The following is a 26,801-nucleotide window of genomic DNA, read 5'->3' as shown; positions in this document are numbered from 1 at the left end:
CAGCTCGCACATGTGCTCCACACTCCCGGTGTGGACGACCGCGGGGCCGAGCACGGCGAGGATCTTTTTTCCATCCGCCTTCGTTCGCCGCATGGCGGCGGCGATCTCGCGGACCGTCACGCCCTTGGGCTTCTCGCTGGAGACGGGGCTCGACATGAACTCGAACAGGTTCTGCCTCGCGGTCGTCTCCGCCGGGAAGACGCGCAGCCCCTGCCGGCCCACCACGATGTGGTCGCCCTTCTTGACCTCGGCCATGGGGATGCACCGGGCGGCGCCGCCCTCGGGGTCGATCAGGATGCCGCAGTCCATCTCGATGTCCTCGACGTCGATCCACTCGCCGCCGAGCCGGACCTGGGTGCGGTAGTTGGTGGTGCTGTAGAAGTTCTCGGGGAAGGCGCCGTCCATGTCCGCGGGGGTAACGGTGCAGTCAAGTTCTTTGCGGACGCGCTGCGCCAGCACGCGCTCGACGCGCTCGCGACCGGGCATACGCTCGACGACCAGGCCGAGACGGTCCTGATGCGGCTGCTGCGCGGCGCCGGGACACGCGGGCTGGCCGGCATCCTGCCGCGCAAGCGGGTCGCGCCGGCCGAGCCGCAGCCGCGGCACGTCGTGCGGCCGCTGCTGGCCGTGCGTCGCAGCGAGGTCCACGAGTATCTGCGCTCGCTCCGGCAGGACTTCCGCGACGACGCGAGCAACCGCGACCCGAAGTTCCTGCGCAACCGCATCCGTGGCGAACTGCTGCCGCTGCTGGCGCGCGACTACAACCCGCAGGTCGCGGAGGCTCTGGCGCAGACCGCCGAGATCGCGCGCGCCGAACAGCAGCACTGGGAGCGCGCGGTGAGCGAGGCGTGGCGCGAGCTCGCGCGCTGGAAGGCCGCGCCCGGCCAGGGGCGCGGGGTGATCCTCGACGGCGCAGCGCTGGGGCGGATGGAGGCCGCGTTGCAGCGCCAGCTTCTGCAGCACGCTTGCGAACGTTCCGGCAGCTCGCCCAGCTTCGAGCAGATCGAGGCCGTGCGCGAGCTGGCGGCGAAGCGCAGCGGGACGGTCGAGCTGCCGGGTGGGGTGCGGGCGATCCGCGACGGAGACGAGCTGCGGGTGTGGGTGGAGGAGGCGCCGGCGGGACACGCGCGCGACCGCCGTCGGGACGCCGGCGCTACCAACTACGCGTATCCCCTGGAGGTTCCGGGAGGCGTGCGCGTCCCCGAACTGAACATCCAGATCAGCGCCACCGATGCCGCGGCCGGCCGCGCGACCGGCTTCGTCGTTCGCAACTGGCGCGCCGGCGACCGCTTCCACCCGCGGCACTCCAAGGGTCCGAAGAAGGTGAAGGAGCTGCTGACGGAGAAGAAGATCACGGGGCGGGAGCGCGAGCTGTGGCCGGTGGTGGCGGCGGGCGAGCGCATCGTGTGGCTGCGCGGCTGGGGCATGGCGGCCGACGCGGCGGGCGCGGGCGGCGCCGAGGGCCTGCGGATCGAAGAAGCGGATTTCGCCAAATAGCAGCCACGTTGTATCCTTGCGCCCGGCGTCTCCGGTCCCTGATGGCTGAAGAAAAGACCAATCTCCGAGTCCTGCTGACGAGCGAACAGATCGCCAAGCGCGTGAAGGAGCTCGCGCGCCAGATCTCCGAGGACTACCGCGGCAAGACGCTCTATGCCGTCTGCGTGCTGGAGAACGGGTTCATCTTCATGGCCGACCTGGTACGCCACATCGACGTCCCGGTGGTCTGCCAGTTCATGAAGCCGATGTTCAGCGAGATGACCCAGGGCTCGAGCTCCACCACCGAGATCTTCTTCACCCCGGAGCCCAACGTGAAGCAGCATGACGTGCTGCTGATCGAGGGCCTGGTGCAGTCCGGGGTGACGAGCGAGTTCCTGATGCGGATGATGCTGGCGCGCGGGGCGACGTCGGTGAAGCTGGCCGCCTTCCTCGACAAGCAGAAAGAGCGCCGGGTCTCGCTCCAGCCCGACTACTTCGGCTTCCTGATCGACGAGTCGTACGTGGTGGGGTACGGGCTGGGGTCGCCGCACGTGGGCCGCAACCTGCCGTACGTGGCCTCGGGCGTGCCGAACCCGGCCGCCGCGGCGAAGTAGTAAGGCTTTTTCCCCCCTGAGACTCAGTGGCTTTTTGGAGCCCCCGGGAACTTTCCGCCGCCCAAAGGGGTTAAAATCATTGTGAGTGTCAGGCGCGGCCCCGCGCATCTAACGAGGTGACGCGCATTCCCGTGGGGCCCGCCGCGCGTTGGCGGGCACGCCGGTTTTAGGCCGGCGGATGTGAGGAGAACAGAGTGAATTCGACGGTCAAGACGGTGTTGTTCTGGCTGGTGATCATCGCCTCGGGCGTGGTCCTGTACCAGGTGATCCGCACGAGCAGCCAGGCGCCGAAAGAAGTGGACATCAGCTATTCGGAGTTCCTCAGCCGCGTGCAGTCCGGCGACGTGCTCGAGGTCACCATCACCGGCACGACCGTGCAGGGCAAGTTCCGCAACGACAAGAGCCAGACCTTCCACACCACGATCCTGGCGCAGGACCAGGACATGATCAAGATCCTGCGCGACAAGAACGTCATCGTGACGGTGAAGGACACGCAAGGCAGCCTGTGGCTCACCACCATCCTGCAACTCTCTCCCTTCCTGTTGTTCGGCGTGCTGTGGTTCATCCTGATCCGGCAGATGCAGACCGGCGGGTCGAAGGCGCTCTCGTTCGGCAAGAGCCGCGCGCGCCTGCTCTCCATGCAGCAGAAGAAGGTCACGTTCAAAGACGTGGCCGGCGTGGATGAGGCCAAGGAAGAGCTGCGCGAGATCATCGAGTTCCTGCGCGAGGCGCAGAAGTTCCAGAAGCTGGGCGGGCGCATCCCGAAAGGCGTGCTGCTGGTCGGGCCTCCGGGCACGGGCAAGACGCTGCTGGCGCGCGCGGTCGCGGGCGAAGCGAACGTTCCTTTCTTCTCCATCTCCGGTTCGGACTTCGTCGAGATGTTCGTGGGCGTGGGCGCGAGCCGCGTGCGCGACCTGTTCGAGCAGGGCAAGAAGAACGCGCCCTGCATCATCTTCATCGACGAGATCGACGCGGTCGGCCGCCATCGCGGCGCCGGCCTGGGCGGCGGGCACGACGAGCGCGAGCAGACGCTCAACCAGCTGCTGGTCGAGATGGACGGCTTCGAATCGAATGACGGCGTGATCCTGGTGGCGGCGACCAACCGCCCCGACGTGCTCGATCCCGCGCTGCTGCGTCCCGGGCGCTTCGACCGGCGGGTGGTGGTCTCGCGTCCCGACGTGCGCGGCCGCGAGGAGATCCTGCGCGTCCACACGCGCAAGATCCCGCTCAACGACGACGTCGACCTCTCCGTCCTGGCGCGCGGCACCCCGGGCTTCTCCGGCGCCGACCTGGCCAACATGGTGAACGAAGCGGCGCTCAACGCGGCGCGGCAGAACCGCAAGACCGTGTTGATGTACGACTTCGAGATGGCGAAGGACAAGGTGATGATGGGCGCGGAGCGCAAGTCGCTCCTGCTCACCGACGAGGAGAAGAAGGTCACCGCGTACCACGAGGCGGGGCACGCGCTGGTGGCGGCCAAGCTGCCGCACTCCGACCCGCTGCACAAGGTCACCATCATCCCGCGCGGCATGGCGCTCGGCGTCACCATGCAGCTGCCGGAGACCGACAAGCACAACTACACGCGCGATTACCTGGAGACGCGCATCGCCATCATGATGGGCGGCCGCCTGGCGGAGGAGATCTTCCTCTCGACCATGACGACCGGGGCGGGCAACGACATCGAGCAGGCCACCGAGCTGGCGCGCCGCATGGTGTGCGAGTTCGGCATGAGCTCGCTCGGGCCGCTGACCTTCGGCAAGAAGGAAGAGCAGATCTTCCTGGGCCGCGAGATCGCGCAGCACCGCGACTACTCCGAGGACACCGCCATCAAGATCGACCTCGAGGTGCGGCGCTTCGTCGACGACGGCTACGCCAAGGCGAAGCAGCTGCTCGAGAATGACCGCGACACGCTCGTCCGCCTGGCCCTGACGCTGCTGGAACGCGAAGTGCTCGACGCCAACGAGATCAAGATGGTCATCGAAGGCAAGGAGCTGCCGAAGCTGGTGCCGCCGCCCAAGGGCGACGACAACAGCGGCGTGCAGCAGGTGCTGAAGCCGGAAGGCACGCGCAAGCCGGGCATCGAGCCGGCGCCGGGTACCGTGTAGAGCAGCAATAAACAATCAGCGATAAGCAATCAGCAGGGCGACCGGCAACGGTCGCCCTCGCTTTTTACAGTTTGCCTCTTATACTGCGGCTCATCCCAAGCTAGAGGAGATTCGCGTGAGCCTTCCGATCACGACCACCTTCAACTTCGACGGCTATCGCATCAAGGAATACAAAGGCGTGGTGCGCGGCATCATCGTGCGCTCGCCGACCATCGCGCAGGGGATCCTGGGAGGCCTCAAGAACATCATCGGCGGGCAGATCGGCGCCTACACCGAGATGTGCGAGCAGGCGCGCGAGCAGGCCTACCAGCTGCTCATCCAGCACGCGCAGCAGATGGGCGCGAACGCGGTGGTGGGCGTGCGCTACGACGCCAGCGAAGTCGTCTCGCAGCACGCCGCGACGGAAGTGCTGTGCTATGGGACCGCGGTCGTCATTGAGCCGATCCAGTAGAAGCGAACCACAAAGGACGCGAAGGTTTCACAAAGGGCCTCATGAAGGACCTTCGTGTGTCCTTTGTGGTCGGCTTTGCTACCGGACGGAGATGAGCGGCTTGGTGGTCGCGACGACCTCGCCGATGCGCTCGGCCTCCAGCTGCGCGGCGCGGAGCGCGGCGAGCAGCGCGTCCGCATTCGCCGCGGGGACGGAGATCAGCAGGCCGCCGGCCGTCTGCGGGTCGAACAACAGCGCCTTCACGTCGTCCGGGACGTTGCCCTCGTACCCGACCACGCACTCCGCGAACTCGCGGTTGTTCTTCAAGCCGCCGGGGACATACCCGGCGCGGATGCACTCCATCGCGCCAGCCAGCGCCGGGACTTTCGCGCTCGCGATGCGCAGCGCGACGCCGGAGCCGAGCGCCAGCTCGCGCGCGTGGCCGATGAGGCCGAAGCCGGTGACGTCGGTGGCGGCGTGCACGCCGAATCCCGGGCGCGCCATGATCTCCGCCGCGGTCTTGTTGAGCGTGGTCATCGACGTGGTCGCGGCGTCGATCCACGCCTGCTCCGCCTTCGCCTTCTTGATGGCGGTGGAGATCACGCCGGTGCCGAGTGGCTTGGTGAGGAGGAGCGCGTCGCCCGCGTGCGCGCCGGAGTTGGTGAAGATGCGCCGCGGGTCGATGGTGCCGGTGACCGCGTAGCCGAACTTCACGTCCTCGTCGCGGATGGAGTGGCCGCCCACGACCGTGCAGCCCGCTTCGATCATCTTCGACAATCCGCCGGCGAGGATCTGCTCCAGCACCGCGAGGTCGCCTTTTTCCGGGAAGCAGACGAGCGCGAGCGCGGTGAGCGGGCGGCCGCCCATGGCGTAGACGTCGGAGAGCGCGTTGGTGGCCGCGATGGCGCCGAAGGTGAACGGGTCGTCCACGATGGGCGTGAAGAAGTCGACGGTCTGCACCAGCGCCTGCTCGGGCGAGATGCGATACACCCCGGCGTCGTCGGCTTTGTCGAAGCCGACCAGCACGTTCGGGTCGTGTTGCCGGGCTAATCTCCCAAGCACCGAGTCCAGCGCCGCCGGACTGAGCTTCGACGCTCAACCCGCGGCTTTCGCGGCCTCGGTGAGGCGGACCTTGGTGACCTCTGTCGCCATGCGGACATTCTAATCGCGCCATCGCGCGAGCGGGTCATCGGGCGAACAATGGCCGCGGTGGCGCGCTCTACTTCGTGCTGACGTTGGTGATCTTGATGTCGGGGGCGGCGCGGTTCCAGTCGGCCGAGATGTGCTCCAGCGTGAGCCGAATGGGGCGCGACTTGCCGGGCGCGATGGGCGCGGCGCGCAGGTCGCGGATGTCGGGGTACGGGCCCGACTCGTCGAGCGCCATCACGCGCATCGATTCCTTCTGCACCACCTCGCCGAGCGTGTTGCGGAAGGTGAGCTCGACCGAAACGTTGCTCACCGTCTTGTCGCCGGAGTTGGTGAGCGTGCCGTCGAGGTAGGTCACGCTGCCGCCCACGAAGTTTTCGGCGGTGGAGAGCTTCAGGTCGGCGAACTTCAGGCTGGCGGCGTAGGGATGCGGCTCTCCCGAGGTGCTCGGCGCCTCGCTGCGCGAGAAGAAGATGAGCGCGCCGATGACCAGCACGATGAGGACGACGCCGATGCCGATGGGCGCCCAGGGCGCGCGTTCCTCGTCGCCCGATTGCCCAAGTCGCAGCGGTTCCTGCTCGTCGGCCATGCCGGGATTGTAACCCTGCGGAGAGAAGGCGCGCGCTAGCGGCGGCGCTTCTTCTTCGGGATGGCGGGTGAGGGCTTTTGGGGAGCGTCGCTCGCGGGCTCGCCCAGCGCGGGCGTCTCGGTGCTGCGCTTGGCGGCGGCGGGCGCGAGCTCGGCCTGAGGCGACGACGCGGCCACGGTGTCGCGGCCGGGCGTGAACGCCAGCACGAGAAGGATGAGCAGGCCCGCGCCGATGACGGAGAGCAGCGGCCAGCCCAGGCGGTCGCGCAGGCGCACGAGAAAGGACGGAAGCGAGAGGTCGGGCACGGCGACTCCGGGGTGCTGCGTTGGTTTCGATGCCACGCCACGCAGGCGTGCCGCTCCGGACTGCGGAGGTGAGCTCCTGGATGTGCTCCGGCCGGCAGCTCACGATTCCAGCAAACTCCCGGCGCCGCGCGGAAATCCATCTAGAAAACACTCAACTTCAGGAGGGGAATCATGGCGAACACCATGAACCAGGGCAACAAGATCCGCTGCGAGCAGTGCAACAAGGACTTCGCGAGCCAGCAGGAGCTGGACCGTCACAACCGCGAGTCGCACAATCGCTAGGGCAAGCGATGCGAGAGAGGCCGCCTTCGGGCGGCCTTTCTATTTGCAGCAAGAACCAGGATGCTTCGTCGCTGCTCGCTCGCTGGAGAAGACGCTCGCTCGCCCGCCGCGGCGGGCTCCTCAGCACGATCTCGGAAAGGCTTATTCGCCGGCGACGGTCAGGCCGTCGATGCGGATGGTGGGGGAGGCGACCGCGCCACGGAACTCGAGGTCGCTCCCGATGGCGGTGATGCTGCGGATCATGTCGCGCAGGTTGCCGGCGACCGTGATCTCCTCCACCGGGAAGGCCAGCTCGCCGTTCCTGATCCACAGGCCGCTGGCGCCGCGCGAGAAGTCTCCGGTGACCAGGTTCACGCCAAAGCCGAGGAACTCGGTGACGTAGAGGCCGTCGGCGATCTCGCCGATGATCTGCTGCGGCGCCTTCGTGCCGGGCTGGAGGAAGAAGTTCCCCACCCCGATGCCGGGAACACCGGCGAGGCCGCGCGCGGCGTTGCCGGTAGTGGCCATGCCGAGCTTGCGCGCGGTGTAGGTGTTCAGCAGGTAGGACTTGAGCACGCCCTTGTCGATGACGACGGTGCGGCGCGTGGGCACGCCCTCGCCGTCGAAGGGCGAGGTGCCGAAGCCGCCCGGCATGGCGCCGTCGTCCACCACGTTCACGTTCTCGCCCGCGACCTGCTCGCCCAGCTTGCCGGCCAGGAACGAGGCGCCGCGGTAGACGGCGTCGCCGTTCACCGCTTCAAAGATGTTCTCGACCAGCGCGCGCGCGACCATGGGCTCGAAGACGACGGGGACCCTGGCGGTGGGGACCTTGCGCGCGCCCAGGCGGCGCACCGTCCGCTCGGCGGCGACCTTGCCGACGTGCTCGGGCGAATCGAGCTTAGCGAGCGTGCGCGCGACCGAGTACCAGAAGTCGCGCTGCATCGAGCCGCCTTCGGAATCCTGCGCGATGGGCACGGCGGAGAGCGAGCAATACGAGCGCTGGTATTCGCCGACGAAGCCGAGCGAGTTCGCCAGTACCTTGCGTCCGGTGGCGGCGTCGAACGAGCCGCCTTCGGAGTTCGAGATGCGCTTGTCGGCGGACATGGCCGCCTGCTCGGCGCGGCGCGCCTGCGCGATGCGCTCCTCGGTGGGCAGCGAGTAGACGTCGTCGAAGTAGAGGCCGAGGTCGCCGGCGACCTGGCCGAACTGCGCGGGCTCGGGCAGGCCGGCGTGCGGGTCGATGCTGGTGACCTGCGCGAGCGCGAGCGCGCCGGAGAGCATCTGCTCCACGCCTTCCTTGGAGAAATCGCTGGTGTAGGTGGAAGCGGCGCGCTGGCCTTCGGGCGTCTGGTAGAAGACGCGCAGGCCCATGGAGCGGCCGCCGGATTCCTTCAGCGTCTCGACCTGGCCCATGCGCACGACGGTGGAGAACTCGTCGCCCTCGCGCACCACGCACTCGGCGGCGTGCGCGCCGCCCTGCATGGCCCGCTTCACGACGCTGGTTGCGAGTTCTTTCAGGTCCGGAGTCATGGGCGGATCACTTGGCCGTGCCGCCGACGGTGATCCAGTCGACTTTGATCGTGGGGATGCCGACGCCGACCGGCACCGACTGGCCGTCCTTGCCGCAGGTGCCCACGCCCTCGTCGAGCTTCAAGTCGTTGCCGACCATGGAGACGCGCGTGAGCACGTCGGGCCCGTTGCCGATGAGGGTGCAGTTCTTGAGCGGCGCGGTGACGTGGCCGTCCTCGATGAGGTAGGCCTCCGAGGCCGAGAAGACGAACTTGCCGTTGGTGATGTCCACCTGTCCGCCGCCGAAGTTGGCGGCGTAGATGCCGCGCGGCACCGAGCGGATGATGTCTTCGGGCGAGTCGTCGCCCGCGAGCATGTAGGTGTTGGTCATGCGCGGCATCGGGATGTGCTCGTAGGACTCGCGGCGGCCGTTGCCGGTGTCGGCGATGCCCATCAGCCGCGCCGAGAGCTTGTCGGCGAGGTAGCCCTTCAGGATGCCCTTCTCGATGAGCACGGTGTTCTGCGTGGGCGAGCCCTCGTCGTCGACGTTGAGCGAGCCGCGGCGCGAGGGCAGCGTGCCGTTGTCCACCACGGTGCACTTGTCGCTGGCGACGCGCCGGCCGACCAGCCCGCTGAACGCCGAGGTCTGCTTGCGGTTGAAGTCGGCTTCCAGGCCGTGCCCGATGGCTTCGTGCAGCAGGATGCCGGGCCAGCCCGGGCCAAGCACCACCGGCATCTCGCCGGCGGGCGCTTCCTGCGCGCCCAGCTGGATGATGGTCTGCCGCGCGGCTTCCTTGGCGAAGTGCTCGGGCGTCTTCTCGTTGAGGAAGTAGTCGAAGGCGACGCGGCCGCCGCCGCCGGAGGAGCCGCGCGCGGAGTTGCCGTTCTCCTTGGCGATGCAGAAGACGTTGAAGCGCGCGAGCGGCTGGAGGTCGGTGGCGAGCGAGCCGTCGGAGCCGGCGATCAGCACGCGCCGGATCTCTTCGCCGTAGCTGGCGCGCACCTGGAAGATGCGCGGGTCGTAGGCGCGGGCGGCGCGGTCGGCGCGCATCACGAGCTCCAGGCGCGCGGCCACGTCGGTGTCGTTCTTGCCGGACACCACCGGATAGAGGTTGCGGGCGGACGCCTGCTTGAGGTCCGCGGTGGGCTGCCTGGCCGGGCCGGAGGCGATCATAGCCGCGGTGCGCGCGGCGTGCAGGATGCGCTCCGGCGCCAGGTCGTCGGTGTAGGCGTAGCCGGTGCGCTCGCCCGAGATGACGCGCACGCCGCAGCCGGCCGAGATGCCCTGGCTGGCCGACTTGACCAGCGATTCGTCCACCGTGAGCCCCGAGGAATAGTGGTGCTCGAAGTAGAGGTCGGCGTAGTCGCCGCCAGCCGAGAGCGCGGCCGCGAGGTAGCGCTCGAGGTCGCGGTCGGTCAGGCCGTAGCGCTCGAAGAAGAAGTGGTCGCGGTTCGACATGAATACGGATTGGATGCGGCCGCTGGGGAGGGGTCGCGCAAACCAGTCTTCCGATTATAGAAGGCGCGGCGCGCTCGCGGTGGGCCGGGCCCTAGCTGTCCTGAAACCAGAACACGCCACTTCCGCTAGGTAGAGATTTCCCGGCAACCGGGACAAACAGCGGCAGCTCCGCTGTTATCAAATCCAGTAGACACCCCTGGGTCAGAACGTTAGTGAACGTGCAGTAAGAAGCAGTGAGGGGCACCCTGCGCGTTCGCGAGCGCCGGGCCGCGAGCGCCGCTGGCCTGGCGCTTTGTTTTGCTGGCCACGAGCCACTAGCCACTGCCTTTCCGGAGTCGTACAATCCCCCTGCTGCATCCCATAAGGTGCGCCGGCGAGTCGCCGGCGCCTACCTGGAGGTTTCAGGCAGCGACAGGCTCTATCCCGCGCGGCGGGAGGGGCACTGGAGGAAGCATGAGCGTCACCTCTTTCCGCAAGGACGCGGGCGGCCTGCCCGCGAAAGTCACCACGCAATCCATCTGGGAGAAGAAGCAGCGGCGCGAGCCCATCACGTGCCTGACGGCGTACGACTACGCGTCGGCGCGGCTGGTGGACGAGGGCGGCGTGGACATGGTCCTGGTGGGCGACTCGCTCGCCATGGTCATGCTGGGCTACGAGAACACGCTGCCGGTCACGATGCGCGAGATGCTGCACCACACCGCGGCGGTGCGGCGCGGGGTGAAGCGCGCGCTGGTGATCGCCGACATGCCCTACGCCAGCTACCACGTCTCGAAGAAGGAGGCGCTGCGCAACGCGGCGCGCTTCGTGAAGGAAGCGGGCGCGGAGGCGGTGAAGATCGAGGGCGGGGAGAAGCGCGTCGCGCTGATCGAGCGGCTGATCGACGCCGAGATCCCGGTGATGGGGCACATCGGGCTGACGCCGCAGTCGCTGCACGTGATGGGCGGCTACAAGGTGCAGGGCAAGACGCTGGGCGCCGTCGAAGGATTGATCAAGGACGCGGTCGCGCTCGACCGCGCGGGCGTGTTCGCGCTTGTGCTGGAAGGCATTCCGCGCGAGGTCGCGGCGATGATCACGGCGGAAGTCTCCGCGCCGACCATCGGCATCGGCGCCGGCCCGGAGTGCGACGGCCAGGTGCTGGTGTTCCACGACATCCTCGGCCTGACGTTCGCGCCGCCGGCGAAGTTCGTGCGGCAGTACGGCGACGTCGGCGCGGTGGTGCGCAAGGCGGTCGCCGACTTCAAGGCCGACGTCGAGAGCGGCCTGTACCCGAACGACGACGAGTCTTACCACCTGCCCAAAGAGACGAAGGCGGCCCTGGAGAGCCTGCTGGCGCGGAAACGGCGCTAGAGAGCGTTTTGTTCGCGCTCCGCCGAAAACCGCGGCTGCGCGCCGGCCTTCGGCAGAGTGGAGGCTCGCTTCGCTCGTGCCCTTTACGGCACGGCTAAAGCCGTGCCCTTTCAAAACCATCCAGAGCAGCACCTTTTCCCGCAGGGCGCATCGAACCCTGTATGCCCCGAAACCTGGTACGTCGCAACTTAGGCCGCATCTCGCTTGCCCTTCTCTTCCTTGCCGCACTGGCGGCGCTGCTCATCGACACGCAATCGGTCGCGGCGCGACCGGCGGCCGACAAAGAGTCGCGCGGAGGGTCCGGCGACCTGGTCATCGCGCAGCTCTCCGACTCGCACATCGGGCTGGCGCGCGCGCCGGAGGCGAGCGCGAACCTCCGCAAGGCGGTGCAGATGATCAACCAGCGCGGCGTGGACGCCGTGCTCGTGACCGGCGACGTGGGCGAGCGCCCCGAGGCGTGGCAGGAGGCGCTCGACATCCTCGGGGGCCTGAAGGCCAAGTTCTACATGGTGCCCGGCAACCACGACGTCAGCACCAAGAACGTGGGCCGCTGGCGCCAGATGATGGGCAAGGACTACGACCGCATCCAGATCAAGAACGTCACCATCTACGCGCTCGATTCGCAGCTGCTCGGCAACTACGACAACTACGACGCCAAGGAGACCATCCCGCTACCGCCCGACACCAAGGCGGAGAGCGACAAGATGCTGGGCTGGTTCCGCGAGCGCATCGAGGACGAAGACCGCGGCGCCGTGGCCGCCGAGCCGCGCGGCGGCGGCGAGCGCGGCAACCGGCTCGTCTTCGCGATGCAGCACGTGCCCATCTCGCGCGCCGACGGCTTCCCTGCCGACCCGCGTCCCTACTGGACGGTGCAGGAGCCGTACCGCTCGAAGGAGCTGGACCTGCTGCACAAGCTGGGCGTGAAGCACATGTTCGTCGGGCACTGGCACAAGGGGATGACGTACCAGGCCGACGGCATCACGTATCACGTGGCGCCGGCGACGAGCTGGTCGCCCTTCGACGCGCCGCTCGGCTTCGCCATCCACACCATCTCGCCGGACGGCGAGGTGAAGAGCGAGTACGTCAACCTGCAGTGAGTGTCATCCTGAGCGCGCGAGAGCGCGCGAAGGATCTCACTGAAAAGAATCGCGGATGAGATCCTTCGCCGCCGGACGGCGGCTCAGGAGGACACTTCCGCGGTGTTATCCTCCCCAGCGATGAAGATCGTGAAGTCCATCGAGCAGATGCGCGCCGCGTCGCGCGAGCTGCGGCGCGCGGGCAAGCGCCTGGGCTTGGTGCCGACGATGGGCGCGCTGCACGCCGGGCACCTGGCGCTGGTGCGCGCCGCGCGCGGGCAGAGCGACGCCGTCTGCGTCTCCATCTTCGTCAATCCCACGCAATTCGGCCCAAACGAGGATTTCGCGAAGTATCCGCGGCCGTTCGAGAAAGACCGCGAGCTGCTCGAGGCGGAGAAGGTCGACCTGCTGTTCTACCCCGCGGTCGAGGAGATGTACCCGCCGGGCGCGATGACGTGGGTCGAGGTCGCGGAGATGAGCGGCCGGCTCGACGGGCGCTCGCGGCCCGGCCACTTCCGCGGCGTCACGACCATCGTCAGCAAGCTCTTCCACGCGGTCGAGCCCGACGCGGCCTTCTTCGGGCAGAAGGACGCGGCGCAGGCGGCGATCATCCGGCGGATGGTGCGCGACCTCGATTTCGACATCCGCATCGTCATCTGTCCCATCGTGCGCGAGCCCGACGGGCTGGCGATGAGTTCGCGCAACGCCTATCTCTCGCCGGAGGAGCGCAAGCAGGCGGCCGTGCTGGCGCGCGCGCTCAACCGCGTGCAGTTCCACTTCGACCAGGGGGAGCGCCGCGCCCCCGAGCTGATCCGCATCGGCAAGAAAGTGATGGCCGAGGAGCCCGCGGTGAAGCTCGACTACTTCGAGGTCGTGAACCCCGACACGCTGGAGCCGGTGGCGGAGGTGTCGAAAGGCGCGCTGGTCGCGGTCGCGGCGTTCGTCGGGGCGACGCGGCTGATCGACAACCTGCTGCTGTTCAGCGGCGGAACGCCGGCAACGAATCCCCAGTAGAGACGCCCTTCTGGGCGTCTTCGAGACGGCCAGAAGGCCGTCTCTACCGTGACAGTCTCGGTCCGGAAACGAACCTCGAATCGGCCACGACGTAGCGCAGCTTGTGCCCCGCGGCGCGGGTGATGCCGATGCGGGGCGTGGTCCTGACGCGCGGCTTGGCGCCGTCGTCGGCGATCCAGAGACCGGACTGGGCGGAGGTCACGTCCTTGCCGTTGTCGCGCGGGCGCGTGATGCCGAGCGCCTCGCACAGCCGGCCCGGCCCGCTGGTGAGCGCGCGCGCGAGCGTGGGATGCGCGGCCCAGTCCCGGCAGGGTTCCAGGTCGCGCGCCCGCGCCATCTGGTCGAGCCCGGCGAGCGGCTCGAGCGCGCGGATGAGCACGCATCCGGCCTTGCCTTCCCGCTCGCACGAGACGTTCAGGCAGTAATGGTTGCCGTAGATGAAGTAGACGTAGGCGTGGCCGGGCGGGCCGAACAGCACTTCGTTCCGCTTCGTCTTCCCTGCCGCCGCGTGTGCGGCCAGGTCGCCCTCGCCCAGGTACGCCTCGACCTCGACGATGCGCCCGGTCAGCAGCCGGCGCCCGCGCCGGCAGACCAGCACCTTGCCCAGCAGCTCGCGCGCGACGCGGCGCGGGTCGCGAGCATAGAATCTGCGGCTTAGCGGCGGGCGTTGTACCTTCGGCATCTGGCGGCGCGCGGTTCCCGGGCTCATTCTAGCGGCTTCATTCCGAGGGCTTCATTCAGCATATCTGGCAAGGGAGCAGCAGGCGGTCTTCCCGGCCGAGACCCTGGTCACGTTCACGGTGAAATAGCACCAGGGAGCGCGCCCAGGCGGCTTGCGGGCCGCCGGTTCTTGCTTTTCCGCCGCCCTTCCGGCGGGAGTGACTAAGGTGCCACATCGGGCGACGGGCGGAAGCGTGGGATTCATTGACTCACAAGCGAGAATTGCTGTATTTTTGCGGCTCGCCACACGGTTCCATTGCAGTCATCAGGGACGTTGGGCGGCTTCTTCCCCCGTCGAACAAGTAGGTGAATTTGTCTGCCACGGCCAATCCGTCGATGGGAACCTCTCCGCAGAAGATCGGCCGCTACGAGATAGTCGGGGAACTGGGCAAGGGCGCCATGGGCCTGGTCTACAAGGCCATGGACCCGATGATCGGCCGCACCGTGGCGATGAAGACCATGCGCATGGACGTGCATGGCATGGAAGCCGACGAGATGCTGAAGCGCTTCCAGAACGAAGCGCGCGCGGCCGGCGTGCTCAACCACGCCAACATCGTCACCATCTACGACGCCGGCGAGCAGAGCGGCATGTTCTACATCGCCATGGAGTTCATCGAGGGCGTCACGCTGCATTCGCTGCTGGTACAGAACCGCGTGCTGCCGGTCGAGCAGATCATCGACGTCTCGCGCCAGGTGTGCGCGGGTCTCGACGTGGCGCACTCCCACGGCGTGGTGCACCGCGACGTCAAGCCGGCCAACATCATGATCATGCCGGACAAGACGGTGAAGATCATGGACTTCGGCATCGCCAAGGCGGGCGGCGGGCTGACCTCGGCCGGACAGGTGCTGGGCACTCCGAATTACATGTCGCCGGAACAGGTGAAGGGACGCACGCTCGACGGCCGCTCCGACCTGTTCAGCTTCGGCGTGATCCTGTACGAGATGGTGACGGGGGAAAAGCCGTTCACCGGGCAGAACGTCACCACCATCATCTACAAGATCGTCAACGAGCACCCCATCCCGCCGCGCGAGCTGGACGTGACCATCCACCCCGGGTTGAGCCAGGTCATCACCAAGGCGCTGGCGAAGAATCCGGACGAGCGTTACCAGACGGGCGCGGAGCTGGTGCGCGATCTCGCGAACTACAAGAACCTGGGCGGGCCGGTGGCGGTGGCGAGCGAAGCGCCCGCGGGCGGCGCGGCCTTCGACCTGGGCGCGAACGCGACCGACAAGACGGTGGTGTTCGATTCCGGCGCGGTGGCGAAGATGGGCTCCGGCTCGCAGGCGGCGGCGAACCCGGCCGCGACGCCGCAGACGGCCGCGGCGGCGGTGGCGGCGAAGGCCATCGAGAGCACGGTCGACATCGCGCGGCGCAAGGTCGCGCCCGCCATCGCCAGCGCCAAGCAGAGACCGAAGACGATGCTGATCGCCGGCGGAGTCCTGCTGGCGATCCTGCTCATTGCGGGATTCGCCTGGATGCGGAATCGCGCCACGGCGGCCGAACAGGCGCGGCAGGCGGAAGAGCAGCGCATCGCGGAGCAGCAGCGCATCGCCGAGCAGCAGAAGACTGCCATCGAGCAACAGGTCGCGAGCGCGCCCGCGCCGGCTTCGCCGGGCACGACGCCCGGCGCCACCAGCGCGAAACCTGCTGAGCCAGAGCCTGCCACCCAGGGCGGGAAGCCGGCGACCAAGCCCGCGAGCGTGCCCAAACCGGCGGCGGGCAAGCCGGCCACGACCGCTTCCGCATCACCGACACCGGCCTCGACGGTGCCGGCCACGGTCGGCGAGCTGCAGATCACGACCACGCCTTCGGGCGCCGACGTCCGCGTGGACGGCGCCATCCAGGGCACCTCTCCCTTCACGGCGCGCAACCTGACGCCCGGCCAGCACACGGTGGTCATCAGCAAGGCCGGCCACAAGGGGGCGACGCGCGCCATCGAGGTCGCCGCGGGCAAGAGCACGCCGCTGGTGGTGGCGCTGGAGGCCATCCCGACCGCCACGCTGACAGTCGCCAGCCAGCCGGAGGGCGCGAAGATCTTCATCGACGAGAAGGATTCCGGCAAGGTCACGCCGGCCACGCTCTCGCTCGAGACGGGCGAGCACAAGGTGACGCTGCGCAAGGACGGCTACAAGGACGCCTCGACCACCACGCCGAAGCTCACGCTGGGGCAGACCTTCAACTTCGCTCCGCTGCTGCAGGCCGGGAAGAACGAAGACAATCCGTTCAAGAAACTGTTCGGCGGCGGCGGCATCCCCGAGGGCAAGGGGATGGCGAACCTGAAGTCGAATCCCAAAGGCGCGCAGATCCTGGTGAACGGGTTCGCGGCGCCCAAGGCGACCCCGCTGAAGATGCCGCTCGACCCGGGGAGCTACGACGTCACCTTCAAGCTCGACGGCTACCAACCTCTCACCCGAAAAGTGACGATCGAAAAAGGCAAGCAGCTCGACGTCGACGTGAAGCTGGAGAAGCAGTAGGCCAAGCGCTCGATGGCCCGCCTCATCATCTCGGCCCCGGACGGCAAGCGGGGCATCCTGGAGATCACGAAACCGGTGCTGACGGTCGGCCGCGGCAGCGGGAACGACCTGGTGCTGGACCACTCCAGCGTCTCGCGTCTGCACGCGGTGCTGAAGCTGGAGGCCGACGGCAGCGTGGTGATCGCCGACCGCGGCTCGACCAACGGCGTGCTGGTGAACAGCGAGCGCATCACCCGCGAGGCGAAGCTGGCGAACGGCGACGAGCTCGTCATCGGCGCGTACGGGCTGAAGTTCGAGCACACGGCCGAGGGCGCGCTGCGCGTGGAGAAGGTCGAGGTGCCCTCGACCGTGAACGACGTGCTGCGGGCGCCGGTGAAGTACGAGACGCCGCACGCGCCGGACGCCACCGCGGGGTCGGTGGACGACCTGCTGGCGCAGCTGCGCAAGCTCGAGCGCGAGAAATACCTGCTCACGGTGCTCTACGACGCGGGCAAGGCGCTGAGCGCGCGGCTCTCGGTCGACGACATCGCGGAGCAGGTGATGAACCTGGCCTTCCGCATCGAGGGCGTGCAGCGCGGCTTCATGATGCTGTTCGACGAGCGCGGGGGAGTGCAGCGCCAGACCGAGGTCCGCTACCGGGTGCAGCCCACGACCGCGCAGCCGCAGATCTCGCTCTCGCGCTCCGTGCTCGATCTCATCAAGCAGCAGAAGCAGCCCATCCTGGTCTCCGACGCGAGCGCGGACGAGCGCTTCACGGGCTCCGAGAGCATGAAGATCTCGGGGCTGCAATCGGCGATGTGCGCGCCGCTGCTGGGCAAGGAGCGGCTGCTCGGCATCTTCTACGTCGACAACCTGCAGGCCACCGCGGCCTTCACGCAGGAAGAGCTGAACGTGTTCGCGCTGGTGGCGGCGCAGGCCGCGGCCGCCATCGACAGCGCCGTCACGCACGAGGCGCTGGCCAAGCAGGCGGTGCAGCGCTCGGCGCTGGAGCGCTTCCTCTCACCGGACGTGGTGGAGATGATCGCCGCCAACCCCAACGTGCGGCTCGGCGGCTCCAACCAGGTCGTGACCGTGCTGTTCTCCGATATCCGCGGGTTCACCACGATGTCGGAAAAGCTGCCGCCGGAGAAGGTGGTCGAGATCCTGAACGAGTACTTCACGCGCGTGACCGACGTCATCTTCGACAACGGCGGGATGCTGGACAAGTACCTGGGCGACGGCGTGATGGCGGTGTTCGGGGCGCCCATCTCCAAGGGCAACGACGCCGCCAACGCGGTGCGCGCCGGCATCGAGATCCAGAAGCTGGTGCTACAGCTCAACCTCGATTCGAAGGCGCGCCAGTGGCCCGAGCTGCGCGTCGGCGTGGGCATCAACACCGGGATCGTGACGGCGGGGAACATCGGGTCGCCACGGCGCATCGACTACACCGTGGTGGGCGACACGGTGAACGTGGCTTCGCGGCTGATGTCGAACGCCGCGGGCTGGCAGATCCTGATCTCGGAATCGACCGCCCAGTCGCTCGGCCCGGAGATCCCGCTGGAGCCGCTGGCGCCGCTGCAGGTGAAAGGCAAGTCGCAGCCGTTGAGCGTCTTCTCCGTGCAGTGGGCCGCGCAGAAGGCGGGCGCGCGCTAGAGCCAGCGCTTGCGCTTGAAGTAGGCGAGCACTGAGACCGTGGACGCCGTCATCACGCCCACCGCGACCCAGATGCCGTGCGGGGAGTTCTCCAGCCCGAGCGGGAAGTTCATCCCGAAGAATCCCGTGATGATGACCAAGGGCAGCGCGATGGTGCCCCAGATGGTGAGCACCTTCATCACCTCGTTGGTGCGATTGGCGACGGCGGAAAGATAGATGTCGAGCGAACTGGCGAGCAGGTCGCGGTAGGTCTCGATCAGGTCCACGGTGCGCACCAGGTGGTCGTAGACGTCGCGGAAGTAGGGGTCGAGATCGTCGCCGCAGAAGCCGCGCTCCTTGCGCATGATGGCGTTCACCACCTCGCGCATGCCGCTCGCCATGCGGCGGAACTCGATCAGGCGCCGCTTCAGCCGGAAGATGGTCTGCAGCTTGTCGGGGCCGGGGTCGACCAGCACCGTGTCTTCCAGGTCGGAGGTCTCCTCCGCGATCAGGTCGATGACGGGCGAGTACTCGTCGACCAGCGAATCGACCAGGAAGTAGAGCGCGCGGTCGAGCCGGTTGGTGCCGTCCTCGGTGATGCGCCGGTGCGCACGGTCCATGGTGGCCAGGTGCCCCTGCGTCACCGTGATGAGGAAGTCCTTGCCGATGAAGACGTCCACGTCCTCGAAGACCAGGGTGTCGTTGTTGTCGATCTTCTTCACCACCATGAAGAGGTAGCTGAGGTGCTCCTCGTACTTGGCGCGCTGCGGGCGGTGGCGGCAGTCCTCGATCTGGAGCGGATGCAGGCCGAAGCGTTTCGCGAGCTCGTCGAGCTGCGGGGAGTTCGGGTCGTCGATCGCGAACCACGGCAGCGTGGGGTTGCGCGGCGGCGGAAGTTGGGCGGAGGAGCTCATCGCGCGGCGAGTATAAATGCAGCAATAAGCAATAAGCGATAAGCAATAAGCCACGCGATGCGGCTGTCGCTTATTGCCTATCGCTTATTGCTGGCTTCTTAGGCGCGCTTCTTGGCTTCGGCAGCGGCGTCGTCCTTGACCTGCCAGGGACGCGGCTTGCGGGCGGCGGCGGGCTCGTCGCGGCCTTCGACGCGGTCGTACATGTAGCGGTCGCTGACCGTGCCGAGCGATTCGTTGTAGAGCGAGGGCGCGCCGGTGGCTTCCTTCAGCTCTTCGGTGAAATCGTGCAGCGCTTTCAGGTGGTCGGCGGTCGCGGGGATCTCGGTCTTGGTGGTGACGAGGAACTTCTGGTAACCCTTGTCGACGAGGCGGGCGATCTCGCCGCCGATGAGGTAGCCGGGCCGCGCGAAGATGCGGACGTTGCCGGCGTCGTCGCGCTCGATGGCGGCGGAGCAGTTCGACTTCTTGAGGAAGACGCGGTGGTTCGTTCCCGGCGCTTCCAGGATGTCGAAGCCGTGGTCGCGCAACCAGCCGACCGTCTCTTCGTAGGTTCGTTGCTGTTCCGTCTTTGCCATCATTCCTGCCGCCGTACTGGGCCCGACGCTGGAGTACGATACCCCGAAAGCGCCGTCTCGTTGCCCGCGCGCGCAGATTCCTTCCGCGCGCGGCCGGGCACGAAGCGCCGAGCATCGCACAAAGCCGCATGTTTGCACAACTTTTCGCGCTGTTGACGCATGTGAGGCCGGGGTAACGAACGTGGGACACGAGCACACGAATCCGCTTGCGCCGCGCGCGGTGCGGGCGTGTTGAAGCTGCCGGCCGCGCTCGCCGCCGAGCTGCGCGCGCAGGGTCAACGCGCGTATCCGGAAGAGTGCTGCGGCGTGTTGCTGGGACGCGCGCGCGGCGACACGCGCGAGGTCGTCGAAGCCCGCGCCTGCGCGAACGCGCGCGCCGGGACGCGCGACCGCTACGCCATCGCGCCCGGGGAACTGATCGCGGCGCAGCGCGCGGCGCGCGAGCGCGGCCTGGAGCTCCTCGGGTTCTACCACTCGCATCCCGACCACCCGCCCGAGCCCTCCGCGACCGATCGCGTGGAAGCCTACTGGGAGGGCAGCTCGTACGTGATCGTCAGCGTGACACGCGGCCAGGCGGACGACCTCAGGTCGTTCGTGTTGCGCGGGGGACGGTTCGAGGCCGAATCGGTAACGCCGTAGCCGCTCCAGAGAAAGCTTGATTGACAATCCGCGCTCCTGGCCGATAATTGCGTTTCCCCAGCAGCCATCTTGAGGAGTGCTTCCATGTCCCGCCTGCTTGCCCTTCTTCTGCTCGTGACCTCGACGTTCGCTGTCGCGCAGACCCTGAGCACACGTCCCGACCAGCCTGCTCCCAGCGGAGCGCCCATGAGGCCGAATGCCGACGCCACCTACCAGGCGCTGCGACACGTTAGCGTGGGAAGCACGGCGATCCAAGTCTCTAACTGGACGATGAAGCGCGATGCCGGCACATTCACGTTCCGCTCGGGAACGTTCACCTTCCTGGCGCCCGTCAACGGCAAGATCACGGGCGCCGTTTTCCAGGGCGACGGCAGCCTCGACGTGCAGCCGCCGATCGCGGTGGAGCAGCGCACCATCGCGCTGCTTACCAAGGGCAAGCCGTATCACGAGAACTTCTCGACCGCGGTGTTGCGTTTCACCGACGGCACCGACGCGGAGATCCAGCAGGCCGGCACGGGCACGGCGGGAGGCGGCGGCGCGGCAGCGCTCTCCGCCATCAACGACCAACTGCGCACGCGGCTGAGCTACAACCTGCACATCCGTCTGCTGCAGGACGTCCTGAGCCCCGAGGCCGGCGGTTTCTTTGCCGCCTTCATCGACGGCAAGGAGTACAGCGGCAAGACCCTCTTCATCGTCGACCCGCACGGCGCCTTCGTTGGCGTGGCGCCGGAGGAGGTCGCTCTGGTCACCTATGACGAAGGGCGCGGGGGCGTGTGGGCCGCCTTCCATCTGACCAGGGAGTACGCCGATGGCACGGCGACCGGCACACAGCAGAATGCCTGGATCGACATCCAGAGCCAGGATATAGACACGACCATCGACAAGAGCGGGAGGCTCGACGCGCGCGCGGCCACCAGCTTCCGCAGCGGCGCGAACGGGCTTCGGGTGGTGATGTTCGACCTGTTCCCCAGCCTGCGCGTGAAGAGCGTGACCGACGCGAGCGGGCAGCAACTGGCGTTCATCCAGGAGGACAAGAAGGATGATCCGCAGTACGGCGTCATTCTCGCAAAGCCGCTGGCAGCCGGCGAGGCCCTGACCATCATCACCACCTATGGCGGCAAGGACGCGCTGAGTAACGAGGGCGCCGGCAATTACTTTCCTATCGCGCGCGAGAACTGGTATCCCAACACGACTTTCGGCGACTACGCTGAGTACAAGCTCTCCTTCCGGGTGCCAAAGGGTATGAAGACGGCGGGCACCGGGACGCTCGTCCGCCAATTGGACGAAGGCTCGCAGACCATCACGGAATGGAAGAGCGAGGTTCCGCACGCAGTCGCGGGCTACAACTTCGGCAAGTTCAAGGTGGAGGAAGCCAAGCTGCCGAACGGCTTCCTGGTGCAGACGTACGCCAACGAGAACGTGCCCGACCTGATCGCCGCTGTGCTGCACGGCATCGGCGGCGACCTGCCGGGCGTACCCCCCGACGAGGTTTTGGGCGGGAACCGGATGGAACAGGTCGCGGTCGGGAACCTGAGCACCGTCCCGATGATGAAGAAGGCGCTGGCCGAGGGCCAGCTCTCGATACAGATCTACAGCGACTACTTCGGCCCGCTCTCATACAAGAACCTGGCGATGACGCAGCAGACCGCGTGCAACTTCGGCCAGGCCTGGCCCACGGTGGTCTACATGCCGATCTGCTCGTTCTTCGACGACACGCAGAAGAACGCGCTCGGGCTACGCGACACGCGCGGCTACTGGATGGTGGTCGGGCCGCACGAAGTCGCACACCAGTGGTGGGGACATACCGTCGGCTTCCAGTCGTATCGCGATCAGTGGATGAGTGAAGGTTTCGCGGAGCTCTCGGCTTCCATCTTCGTCCAGCTCGTCTATGGCAAGGACCCGCAGAAATACCAGAAGTTCTGGGCCGACGAGCGCGAGCTGCTCACGGAGAAGAACAAGGAAGGCAAGCGCGCCATCGACGTCGGGCCGTTGACCCAGGGGTATCGCCTGGCGACCGAGCGCAGCGGGTTCGACATCCCGCGGCGCCTCATCTACCCGAAAGGCGCGTACGTGCTGCACATGGTCCGCATGATGCTGTGGAGCCCCTTCACCGGCGACAAGCTTTTCAAAGAGACGATGCACGACTTCGTGCAGACCTACGCCAACCGCCCCGCGAGCACCGAGGACTTCAAGGCCGTGCTCGAGAAACACTGGCCGAAGGAGATGGACTTTACGCGGAACGGCAAGCTCGACTGGTTCTTCGACGAGTACGTGTACGGCACGGCGCTGCCGAGTTACACGCTCGACTACACTTTCGAGACCAATGCCGCCGGCGACCAGGTGGCGAACGTGAGCGTCACGCAGGCTAACGTGGACAAGAATTTCCTCATGCCGGTGCCGATCTACGCGGAGTTGGATAACGGCAAGATCGTGCGCCTGGCTTCGGCGCCCATGCTGGGGAACATCACGCGCCAGTTCAAGATCCCGCTGAACGGGCTGAAGCAGCGTCCAAAGCGCGCGATGCTGAACTACTACTACGACGTGCTCGCAGCTGCGAATTAGCGCTAGTCGGCCCGCACCTGCATGTTTTCGTCGATGACGTAGCGCGTCGGCGAGCCCGTGCCGGCGGTGGCCGGGCCGGTGTAGGTGGCGATGATCTTGAAGCTGGTCTCGCTCACGTCGGAGGAATACTCCCAGCCGCCGCGGCGGGTGCGCGCCATGCTCAGTTCGCCCGCCGAGACCAAGTCGTCGAGCGAGGCGTAGCTGCCGGTCTTCGCCATGTGGGCGCGCTCCGCCTGCGCGATGGCGAGCAGGTCGTTCTTCACGCCGGCGATCGCGATGGTGGAGTGCGGGTTGTCGCCGCCCTCAGCGGTCGCGGGCGAGGCGCTCTGCACCTGCTTCATGTAGACGACCGCGCCGATCGCCACCACGATGATCAGGCCGATGAATCCCAGTGTGCGCGACATCCGCCCTCCTTGTGACTCAACCAGCAGACTTTACACCGCCGGCAAAATAAAAACAGGAGGACGCAGAGGACGCGGAGGAAGACGATCTCTTTCTCTTTCTGCCACTCCCAGTGGTGTAACTGACGCCAGCCGAGGCAAAGGGAGAGGAAGATCCAAAGAAAGTGATACCTCTGTGTCCCCCGCGTCCTCCTGTCGTTATTGGTTCTTCTTTTCCACCTTCGCCCAGGTGTCCTTGAGCGCGACGGTGCGGTTGAAGACGGGTTTGCCGGGTTGCGAGTCGAGGTCGGCGCAGAAGTAGCCAAGGCGCTCGAACTGGAAGCGGTCGCCCGCCTGGGCGGAGGCGAGCGCGGGCTCGAGCTTGGCGTCGCGCACGACTTCCAGCGACTGCGGGTTCAGGTTCGCGGTGAAGTCCTGGCCTTCTTCGACCTGGTTGGGGTCGGGCTTGGTGAAGAGCTTGTCGTAGAGCCGCACCTCGGCCTCGAAGGCATGTTTCGCCGACACCCAGTGGATGGTCGCCTTCACCTTGCGTCCGTCGGGCGGATTGTTGCCGCCGCGCGTCGCCGGATCGTAGGTCGCGTGCACCTCGACCACGTTGCCGGCCGCGTCCTTCTTCACGCTGGTCGCGGTGATGAAGTAGCCGTAGCGCAGCCGCACTTCCCTGCCCGGGGACAACCGGAAGTAGCCCTTGGGCGGCTCTTCCTTGAAGTCGTCCTGCTCGATCCAGAGCTCGCGGCTGAACGGCACCTTGCGCGACCCGGCGCTCGCATCTTCCGGATTGTTGACCGCGTCCATCTCCTCGACCTGGCCCTCGGGATAGTTGTCGAGCACGACCTTCAGCGGCCGCAGCACGGCCATCGCGCGCGGCGCGCGCTTGTTCAGGTCCTCGCGCACGAAGTGCTCGAGCATGGCGAAATCGGTGGTGCCGTTGGTGCGCGAGACGCCGACCGCCGCCACGAAGTTGCGGATCGCCTCGGGCGTGTAGCCGCGCCGCCGGATGCCGCTGAGGGTCGGCATGCGCGGGTCGTTCCACCCCGAGACGTGCTTGTCGTTCACCAGCTGCAGCAGCTTGCGCTTGCTGAGCAGCGTGTAGGTGAGGTTCAGGCGGTCGAACTCGATCTGCTGCGAGGGGAAGATGCCGAGTTCGCGGATGTACCACTGGTAGAGCGGCTGGTGGTCGGCGAACTCGAGGGTGCACATGGAGTGCGTCACCTTCTCGAGCGAGTCGGACTGGCCGTGCGCGTAGTCGTACATCGGGTAGATGCACCACTTGTCGCCGGTGCGGTGGTGCTCGGCGTGCAGGATGCGGTACATCACCGGGTCGCGCATGTTCATGTTGGGCGACGCCATGTCGATCTTCGCGCGCAGCACCTTCGCGCCGTTCGGGAACTCGCCCTTGCGCATGCGCTCGAACAGGTCGAGATTCTCTTCGACTGACCGGTCGCGGTAGGGCGAGTTGTTGCCGGGCTCGGTGAGGGTGCCGCGATGCTCGCGGATCTGGTCGGCGGTCAGGTCGTCCACGTAGGCCTTGCCCGCCTGGATGAGCTTGACCGCCCACTCGTAGAGCCGGCCGAAGTAGTCGGAGGCGTAGAAGAGTCCTTCCCACTCGAAGCCGAGCCAGCGCACGTCTTCCTGGATGGAGTCGACGTACTCCTGCTCTTCCTTCTCGGGGTTGGTGTCGTCGAAGCGCAGGTTGGTGCGGCCGCCGAACTCGTCGGCGAGCTGGAAGTCGAGGCAGATGGCCTTGGCGTGGCCGATGTGCAGGTAGCCGTTGGGCTCGGGAGGAAAGCGCGTCTGCACGACGGCGTCGCCGAACTTCTTGGTCTCGAGGTCCGCGATGATGATGTCGCGGATGAAGTTCGAGGGGCGCGGCTCGGGCGCGGCGCCGGTCGGATTGTTCTTGGCTTCGCTCATGCGGTTCTTGCCAACGCCTGGTCGATCCGTTCCAGTGTAACGTCGCGGCCCAGCACGGCCAGGGTCTCGAACAGCCCCGGCGAGGCCGTGCGGCCGGTGACGGCGACGCGAATGGGCGAGAACATCTGCCCGGCCTTCACGCCCAGGTCTTTGGCGGCGGCGCGCAGCGCCTGGTCGAGCGGGTCGTGCGCGAACTCGGTGCGCGCGAGCACCTCTTTCGCCTTCTCGAGCACTTTGCGCGCCATCGCGGCGTCGCCCTTTTGCGGGACGAGCAGCGCCGGGTCGTAGGGCTCCAAGTCCTTGCGGAAGAAGAAGTCGGCGGCGTGCAGCACGTCGTTGAGCAGCTTGATGCGCTCGCGGATGAGCGGCGCGATCTGCTTCATGCGCGCGAGGTCCACGCGGTAGCCGGCGCGTTGCACGATGGGCAGCAGGCGCTCGGCCAGCTCGTCGGGCGGCATGGCGTGGATGTACTGCGAGTTCAGCCACACCGCCTTGTCGTCGAAGCGCTCTTCCCCGCTCACGCCTTCCTTGAAGTTGATGACCGCGTTGGCGCGGTTGATGTTCTCCAGCGTGAAGGCCTGCTTGATCTCCTCGAGCGGGAGGAAGGTGCGGTCGTCTTTCGGATTCCAGCCCAGCAGGCAGAGGAAGTTGATGAACGCCTGCGGCAGGAAGCCGGCGTCGCGGTAGGTGGTCACGCTGACGATGGGCCCGTGCTTGCGCTTGGAGAGCTTGGCGCCGTCGGGTGCGACCAGCAGCGGCAGGTGGGCGAAGCGCGGCGGCTCGGCACCGAGCGCGCGGAAGATCAGCACGTGCTTGAAGGTGTTGGTGAGGTGGTCCTGCCCGCGGATGACGTGCGAGATCTTCATGTCCACGTCGTCGGCGCACGACGCCATGTGGTAGGTCGGCATGCCGTCGGAGCGCAGCAGGGCGAAGTCCTCGATGTCGGCGGTGGCCTTGGCCTGCGGGCCGTAGACGACGTCGTCGAACCGGATCTGCTCCTCGGAATCCCGCGGCACCCGGAAGCGCAGCACGAACTTCTCGCCCGCGTCGGCGCGGCGGTCGCTCTCGGCGCGCGGCAGGTTGCGCATCTCGGCGTTGAAGAGCTGCGCGCCCTCGGTCCAGTCGCGGTCGCCGCCGGCCGCGGCGGGCGTGAAGTCGCGGTAGGCGAGGCCCTTCTCGAAGACTGCCCACGCCATTCTGCGATGAAGTTCGAGCCGCTCGGACTGGCGGTACTCCTCCTGCCAGTCGAGGGCGAGCCACTTCAGGCCGTCGAAGATGGACTCCTCGCTGGCGGCGGTGTTGCGCCCGGCGTCGGTGTCGTCGAGCCGCAGGATCATGGTGCCGCCGGTGTGCCGCGCGAACAGCCAGTTGAAGATGAACGTCCGCGCGCTGCCCACGTGCAGGTAACCCGTGGGCGACGGGGCGAAACGGACGCGGATTGTCGGGGCAGCGGTCAAGGGCGGAATCGCAAAGGGACGGCGAAAACGGGTGAGCGGCTGACGCGCGCCGTACCGCGCGTCGTCAGACGCGAGGGCGGAGCGGCTTCACCGCGCAGCCCTCGAAAAAACGATGGTACGGGTCTTAGAAAGCGAGCGTCAAGGCAGGCCTAAATCGCGGTGTTTCTAAGGCTTCCGCCGATTGACGAAAACCCTTTGCTTG

The 26,801-nt window shown here is 67.2% G+C and carries 23 protein-coding genes; 11 read left to right on the top strand and 12 right to left on the bottom strand.

Annotation, left to right across the window (positions count from 1 at the left end):
- On the bottom strand, nt 1-486 hold a 486-nt coding region (locus VLA96_09780; protein HSE49482.1), incomplete at its 3' end, for a hypothetical protein.
- Between VLA96_09780 and tilS the strand changes: the two genes are divergently transcribed.
- The 4 genes from tilS (at nt 448) to VLA96_09760 (ending at nt 4,646) form a co-directional block, all read left to right on the top strand.
- Nucleotides 448-1,497 (top strand): tRNA lysidine(34) synthetase TilS, encoded by a 1,050-nt coding sequence (tilS, locus tag VLA96_09775; GenBank protein HSE49481.1) that lies wholly within the window; start codon nt 448-450, stop codon nt 1,495-1,497. The two genes, VLA96_09780 and tilS, sit on opposite strands and share 39 nt — an antisense overlap.
- A 41-nt stretch (nt 1,498-1,538) precedes the next feature.
- Nucleotides 1,539-2,090, top strand: coding sequence for a phosphoribosyltransferase family protein (locus tag VLA96_09770; protein HSE49480.1), 552 nt, complete (start codon nt 1,539-1,541; stop codon nt 2,088-2,090).
- Nucleotides 2,091-2,284: 194 nt separating this feature from the next.
- Nucleotides 2,285-4,195, top strand: coding sequence for an ATP-dependent zinc metalloprotease FtsH (ftsH, locus tag VLA96_09765; protein ID HSE49479.1), 1,911 nt, complete (start codon nt 2,285-2,287; stop codon nt 4,193-4,195).
- A gap of 115 nt (nt 4,196-4,310) precedes the next feature.
- Nucleotides 4,311-4,646, top strand: coding sequence for a YbjQ family protein (locus VLA96_09760; GenBank protein ID HSE49478.1), 336 nt, complete (start codon nt 4,311-4,313; stop codon nt 4,644-4,646).
- A 78-nt stretch (nt 4,647-4,724) separates the two neighbouring features.
- Here the strand turns inward: VLA96_09760 and selD are convergent, their stop codons facing one another.
- The 5 genes from selD to tldD all read right to left on the bottom strand — a co-directional run bounded on the left by selD (nt 4,725) and on the right by tldD (nt 9,894).
- On the bottom strand, nt 4,725-5,777 hold the full coding sequence (gene selD, locus VLA96_09755) for a selenide, water dikinase SelD (GenBank protein HSE49477.1): 1,053 nt from the start codon (nt 5,775-5,777) through the stop codon (nt 4,725-4,727).
- A gap of 67 nt (nt 5,778-5,844) precedes the next feature.
- Complete coding sequence (locus VLA96_09750) at nt 5,845-6,360, bottom strand: FxLYD domain-containing protein (GenBank protein ID HSE49476.1); 516 nt, start codon at nt 6,358-6,360, stop codon at nt 5,845-5,847.
- A gap of 35 nt (nt 6,361-6,395) precedes the next feature.
- Nucleotides 6,396-6,701 (bottom strand): hypothetical protein, encoded by a 306-nt coding sequence (locus VLA96_09745; protein HSE49475.1) that lies wholly within the window; start codon nt 6,699-6,701, stop codon nt 6,396-6,398.
- 387 nt (nt 6,702-7,088) lie between these two features.
- The gene (locus VLA96_09740) at nt 7,089-8,456 is read right to left on the bottom strand and encodes a TldD/PmbA family protein (protein ID HSE49474.1); all 1,368 of its coding nucleotides are present in this window, start codon (nt 8,454-8,456) and stop codon (nt 7,089-7,091) included.
- Between the two features lie 7 nt (nt 8,457-8,463).
- On the bottom strand, nt 8,464-9,894 hold the full coding sequence (gene tldD, locus VLA96_09735; protein ID HSE49473.1) for a metalloprotease TldD: 1,431 nt from the start codon (nt 9,892-9,894) through the stop codon (nt 8,464-8,466).
- Nucleotides 9,895-10,347: 453 nt separating this feature from the next.
- Here tldD and panB point away from each other — a divergent pair, with 453 nt between their 5' ends.
- The 3 genes from panB to panC all read left to right on the top strand — a co-directional run bounded on the left by panB (nt 10,348) and on the right by panC (nt 13,331).
- A complete protein-coding gene (panB, locus tag VLA96_09730; GenBank protein ID HSE49472.1) occupies nt 10,348-11,241 on the top strand; it encodes a 3-methyl-2-oxobutanoate hydroxymethyltransferase in 894 nt (297 codons plus the stop codon).
- A gap of 161 nt (nt 11,242-11,402) precedes the next feature.
- A complete protein-coding gene (locus VLA96_09725; GenBank protein ID HSE49471.1) occupies nt 11,403-12,338 on the top strand; it encodes a metallophosphoesterase in 936 nt (311 codons plus the stop codon).
- A gap of 120 nt (nt 12,339-12,458) precedes the next feature.
- Complete coding sequence (gene panC, locus VLA96_09720) at nt 12,459-13,331, top strand: pantoate--beta-alanine ligase (GenBank protein ID HSE49470.1); 873 nt, start codon at nt 12,459-12,461, stop codon at nt 13,329-13,331.
- Between the two features lie 43 nt (nt 13,332-13,374).
- Here the strand turns inward: panC and VLA96_09715 are convergent, their stop codons facing one another.
- A complete protein-coding gene (locus VLA96_09715; GenBank protein HSE49469.1) occupies nt 13,375-14,040 on the bottom strand; it encodes a DNA-3-methyladenine glycosylase in 666 nt (221 codons plus the stop codon).
- Between the two features lie 347 nt (nt 14,041-14,387).
- On the opposite strand from VLA96_09715, the gene VLA96_09710 reads away from it, so the two are divergent.
- Nucleotides 14,388-16,526: a PEGA domain-containing protein gene (locus VLA96_09710; GenBank protein ID HSE49468.1), complete on the top strand. Its 2,139-nt coding sequence runs from the start codon at nt 14,388-14,390 to the stop codon at nt 16,524-16,526.
- A 12-nt stretch (nt 16,527-16,538) separates the two neighbouring features.
- On the top strand, nt 16,539-18,158 hold the full coding sequence (locus VLA96_09705) for an adenylate/guanylate cyclase domain-containing protein (GenBank protein HSE49467.1): 1,620 nt from the start codon (nt 16,539-16,541) through the stop codon (nt 18,156-18,158).
- Here the strand turns inward: VLA96_09705 and corA are convergent.
- Both corA and VLA96_09695 read right to left on the bottom strand, forming a co-directional pair.
- Nucleotides 18,155-19,051: a magnesium/cobalt transporter CorA gene (gene corA, locus VLA96_09700; GenBank protein HSE49466.1), complete on the bottom strand. Its 897-nt coding sequence runs from the start codon at nt 19,049-19,051 to the stop codon at nt 18,155-18,157. The genes VLA96_09705 and corA overlap by 4 nt on opposite strands.
- Nucleotides 19,052-19,149: 98 nt before the next feature.
- Nucleotides 19,150-19,626: a hypothetical protein gene (locus tag VLA96_09695; GenBank protein ID HSE49465.1), complete on the bottom strand. Its 477-nt coding sequence runs from the start codon at nt 19,624-19,626 to the stop codon at nt 19,150-19,152.
- 228 nt (nt 19,627-19,854) lie between these two features.
- Here VLA96_09695 and VLA96_09690 point away from each other — a divergent pair, with 228 nt between their 5' ends.
- Both VLA96_09690 and VLA96_09685 read left to right on the top strand, forming a co-directional pair.
- On the top strand, nt 19,855-20,265 hold the full coding sequence (locus tag VLA96_09690; protein HSE49464.1) for a M67 family metallopeptidase: 411 nt from the start codon (nt 19,855-19,857) through the stop codon (nt 20,263-20,265).
- Nucleotides 20,266-20,349: 84 nt separating this feature from the next.
- The gene (locus VLA96_09685; protein ID HSE49463.1) at nt 20,350-22,827 is read left to right on the top strand and encodes a M1 family aminopeptidase; all 2,478 of its coding nucleotides are present in this window, start codon (nt 20,350-20,352) and stop codon (nt 22,825-22,827) included.
- A gap of 2 nt (nt 22,828-22,829) precedes the next feature.
- On the opposite strand, the gene VLA96_09680 is transcribed toward VLA96_09685, so the two are convergent.
- From VLA96_09680 to gltX, 3 genes are all read right to left on the bottom strand, one after another.
- Nucleotides 22,830-23,231 carry a hypothetical protein gene (locus VLA96_09680; protein HSE49462.1) on the bottom strand — a complete coding sequence of 134 codons (402 nt, stop codon included), beginning with the start codon at nt 23,229-23,231 and terminating at the stop codon, nt 22,830-22,832.
- Nucleotides 23,232-23,426: 195 nt separating this feature from the next.
- Nucleotides 23,427-25,142 (bottom strand): glutamine--tRNA ligase/YqeY domain fusion protein, encoded by a 1,716-nt coding sequence (locus VLA96_09675; GenBank protein ID HSE49461.1) that lies wholly within the window; start codon nt 25,140-25,142, stop codon nt 23,427-23,429.
- Nucleotides 25,139-26,599: a glutamate--tRNA ligase gene (gene gltX / locus VLA96_09670; protein HSE49460.1), complete on the bottom strand. Its 1,461-nt coding sequence runs from the start codon at nt 26,597-26,599 to the stop codon at nt 25,139-25,141. Before gltX ends, VLA96_09675 begins: the two co-directional genes overlap by 4 nt.
- Nucleotides 26,600-26,801 lie beyond the last annotated feature (202 nt).

The sequence above is a fragment of the Terriglobales bacterium genome, assembly GCA_035457425.1.
GTDB lineage: Bacteria > Acidobacteriota > Terriglobia > Terriglobales > Acidobacteriaceae > JACPNR01.
This window is presented reverse-complemented; position numbering and strand designations above follow the sequence as displayed.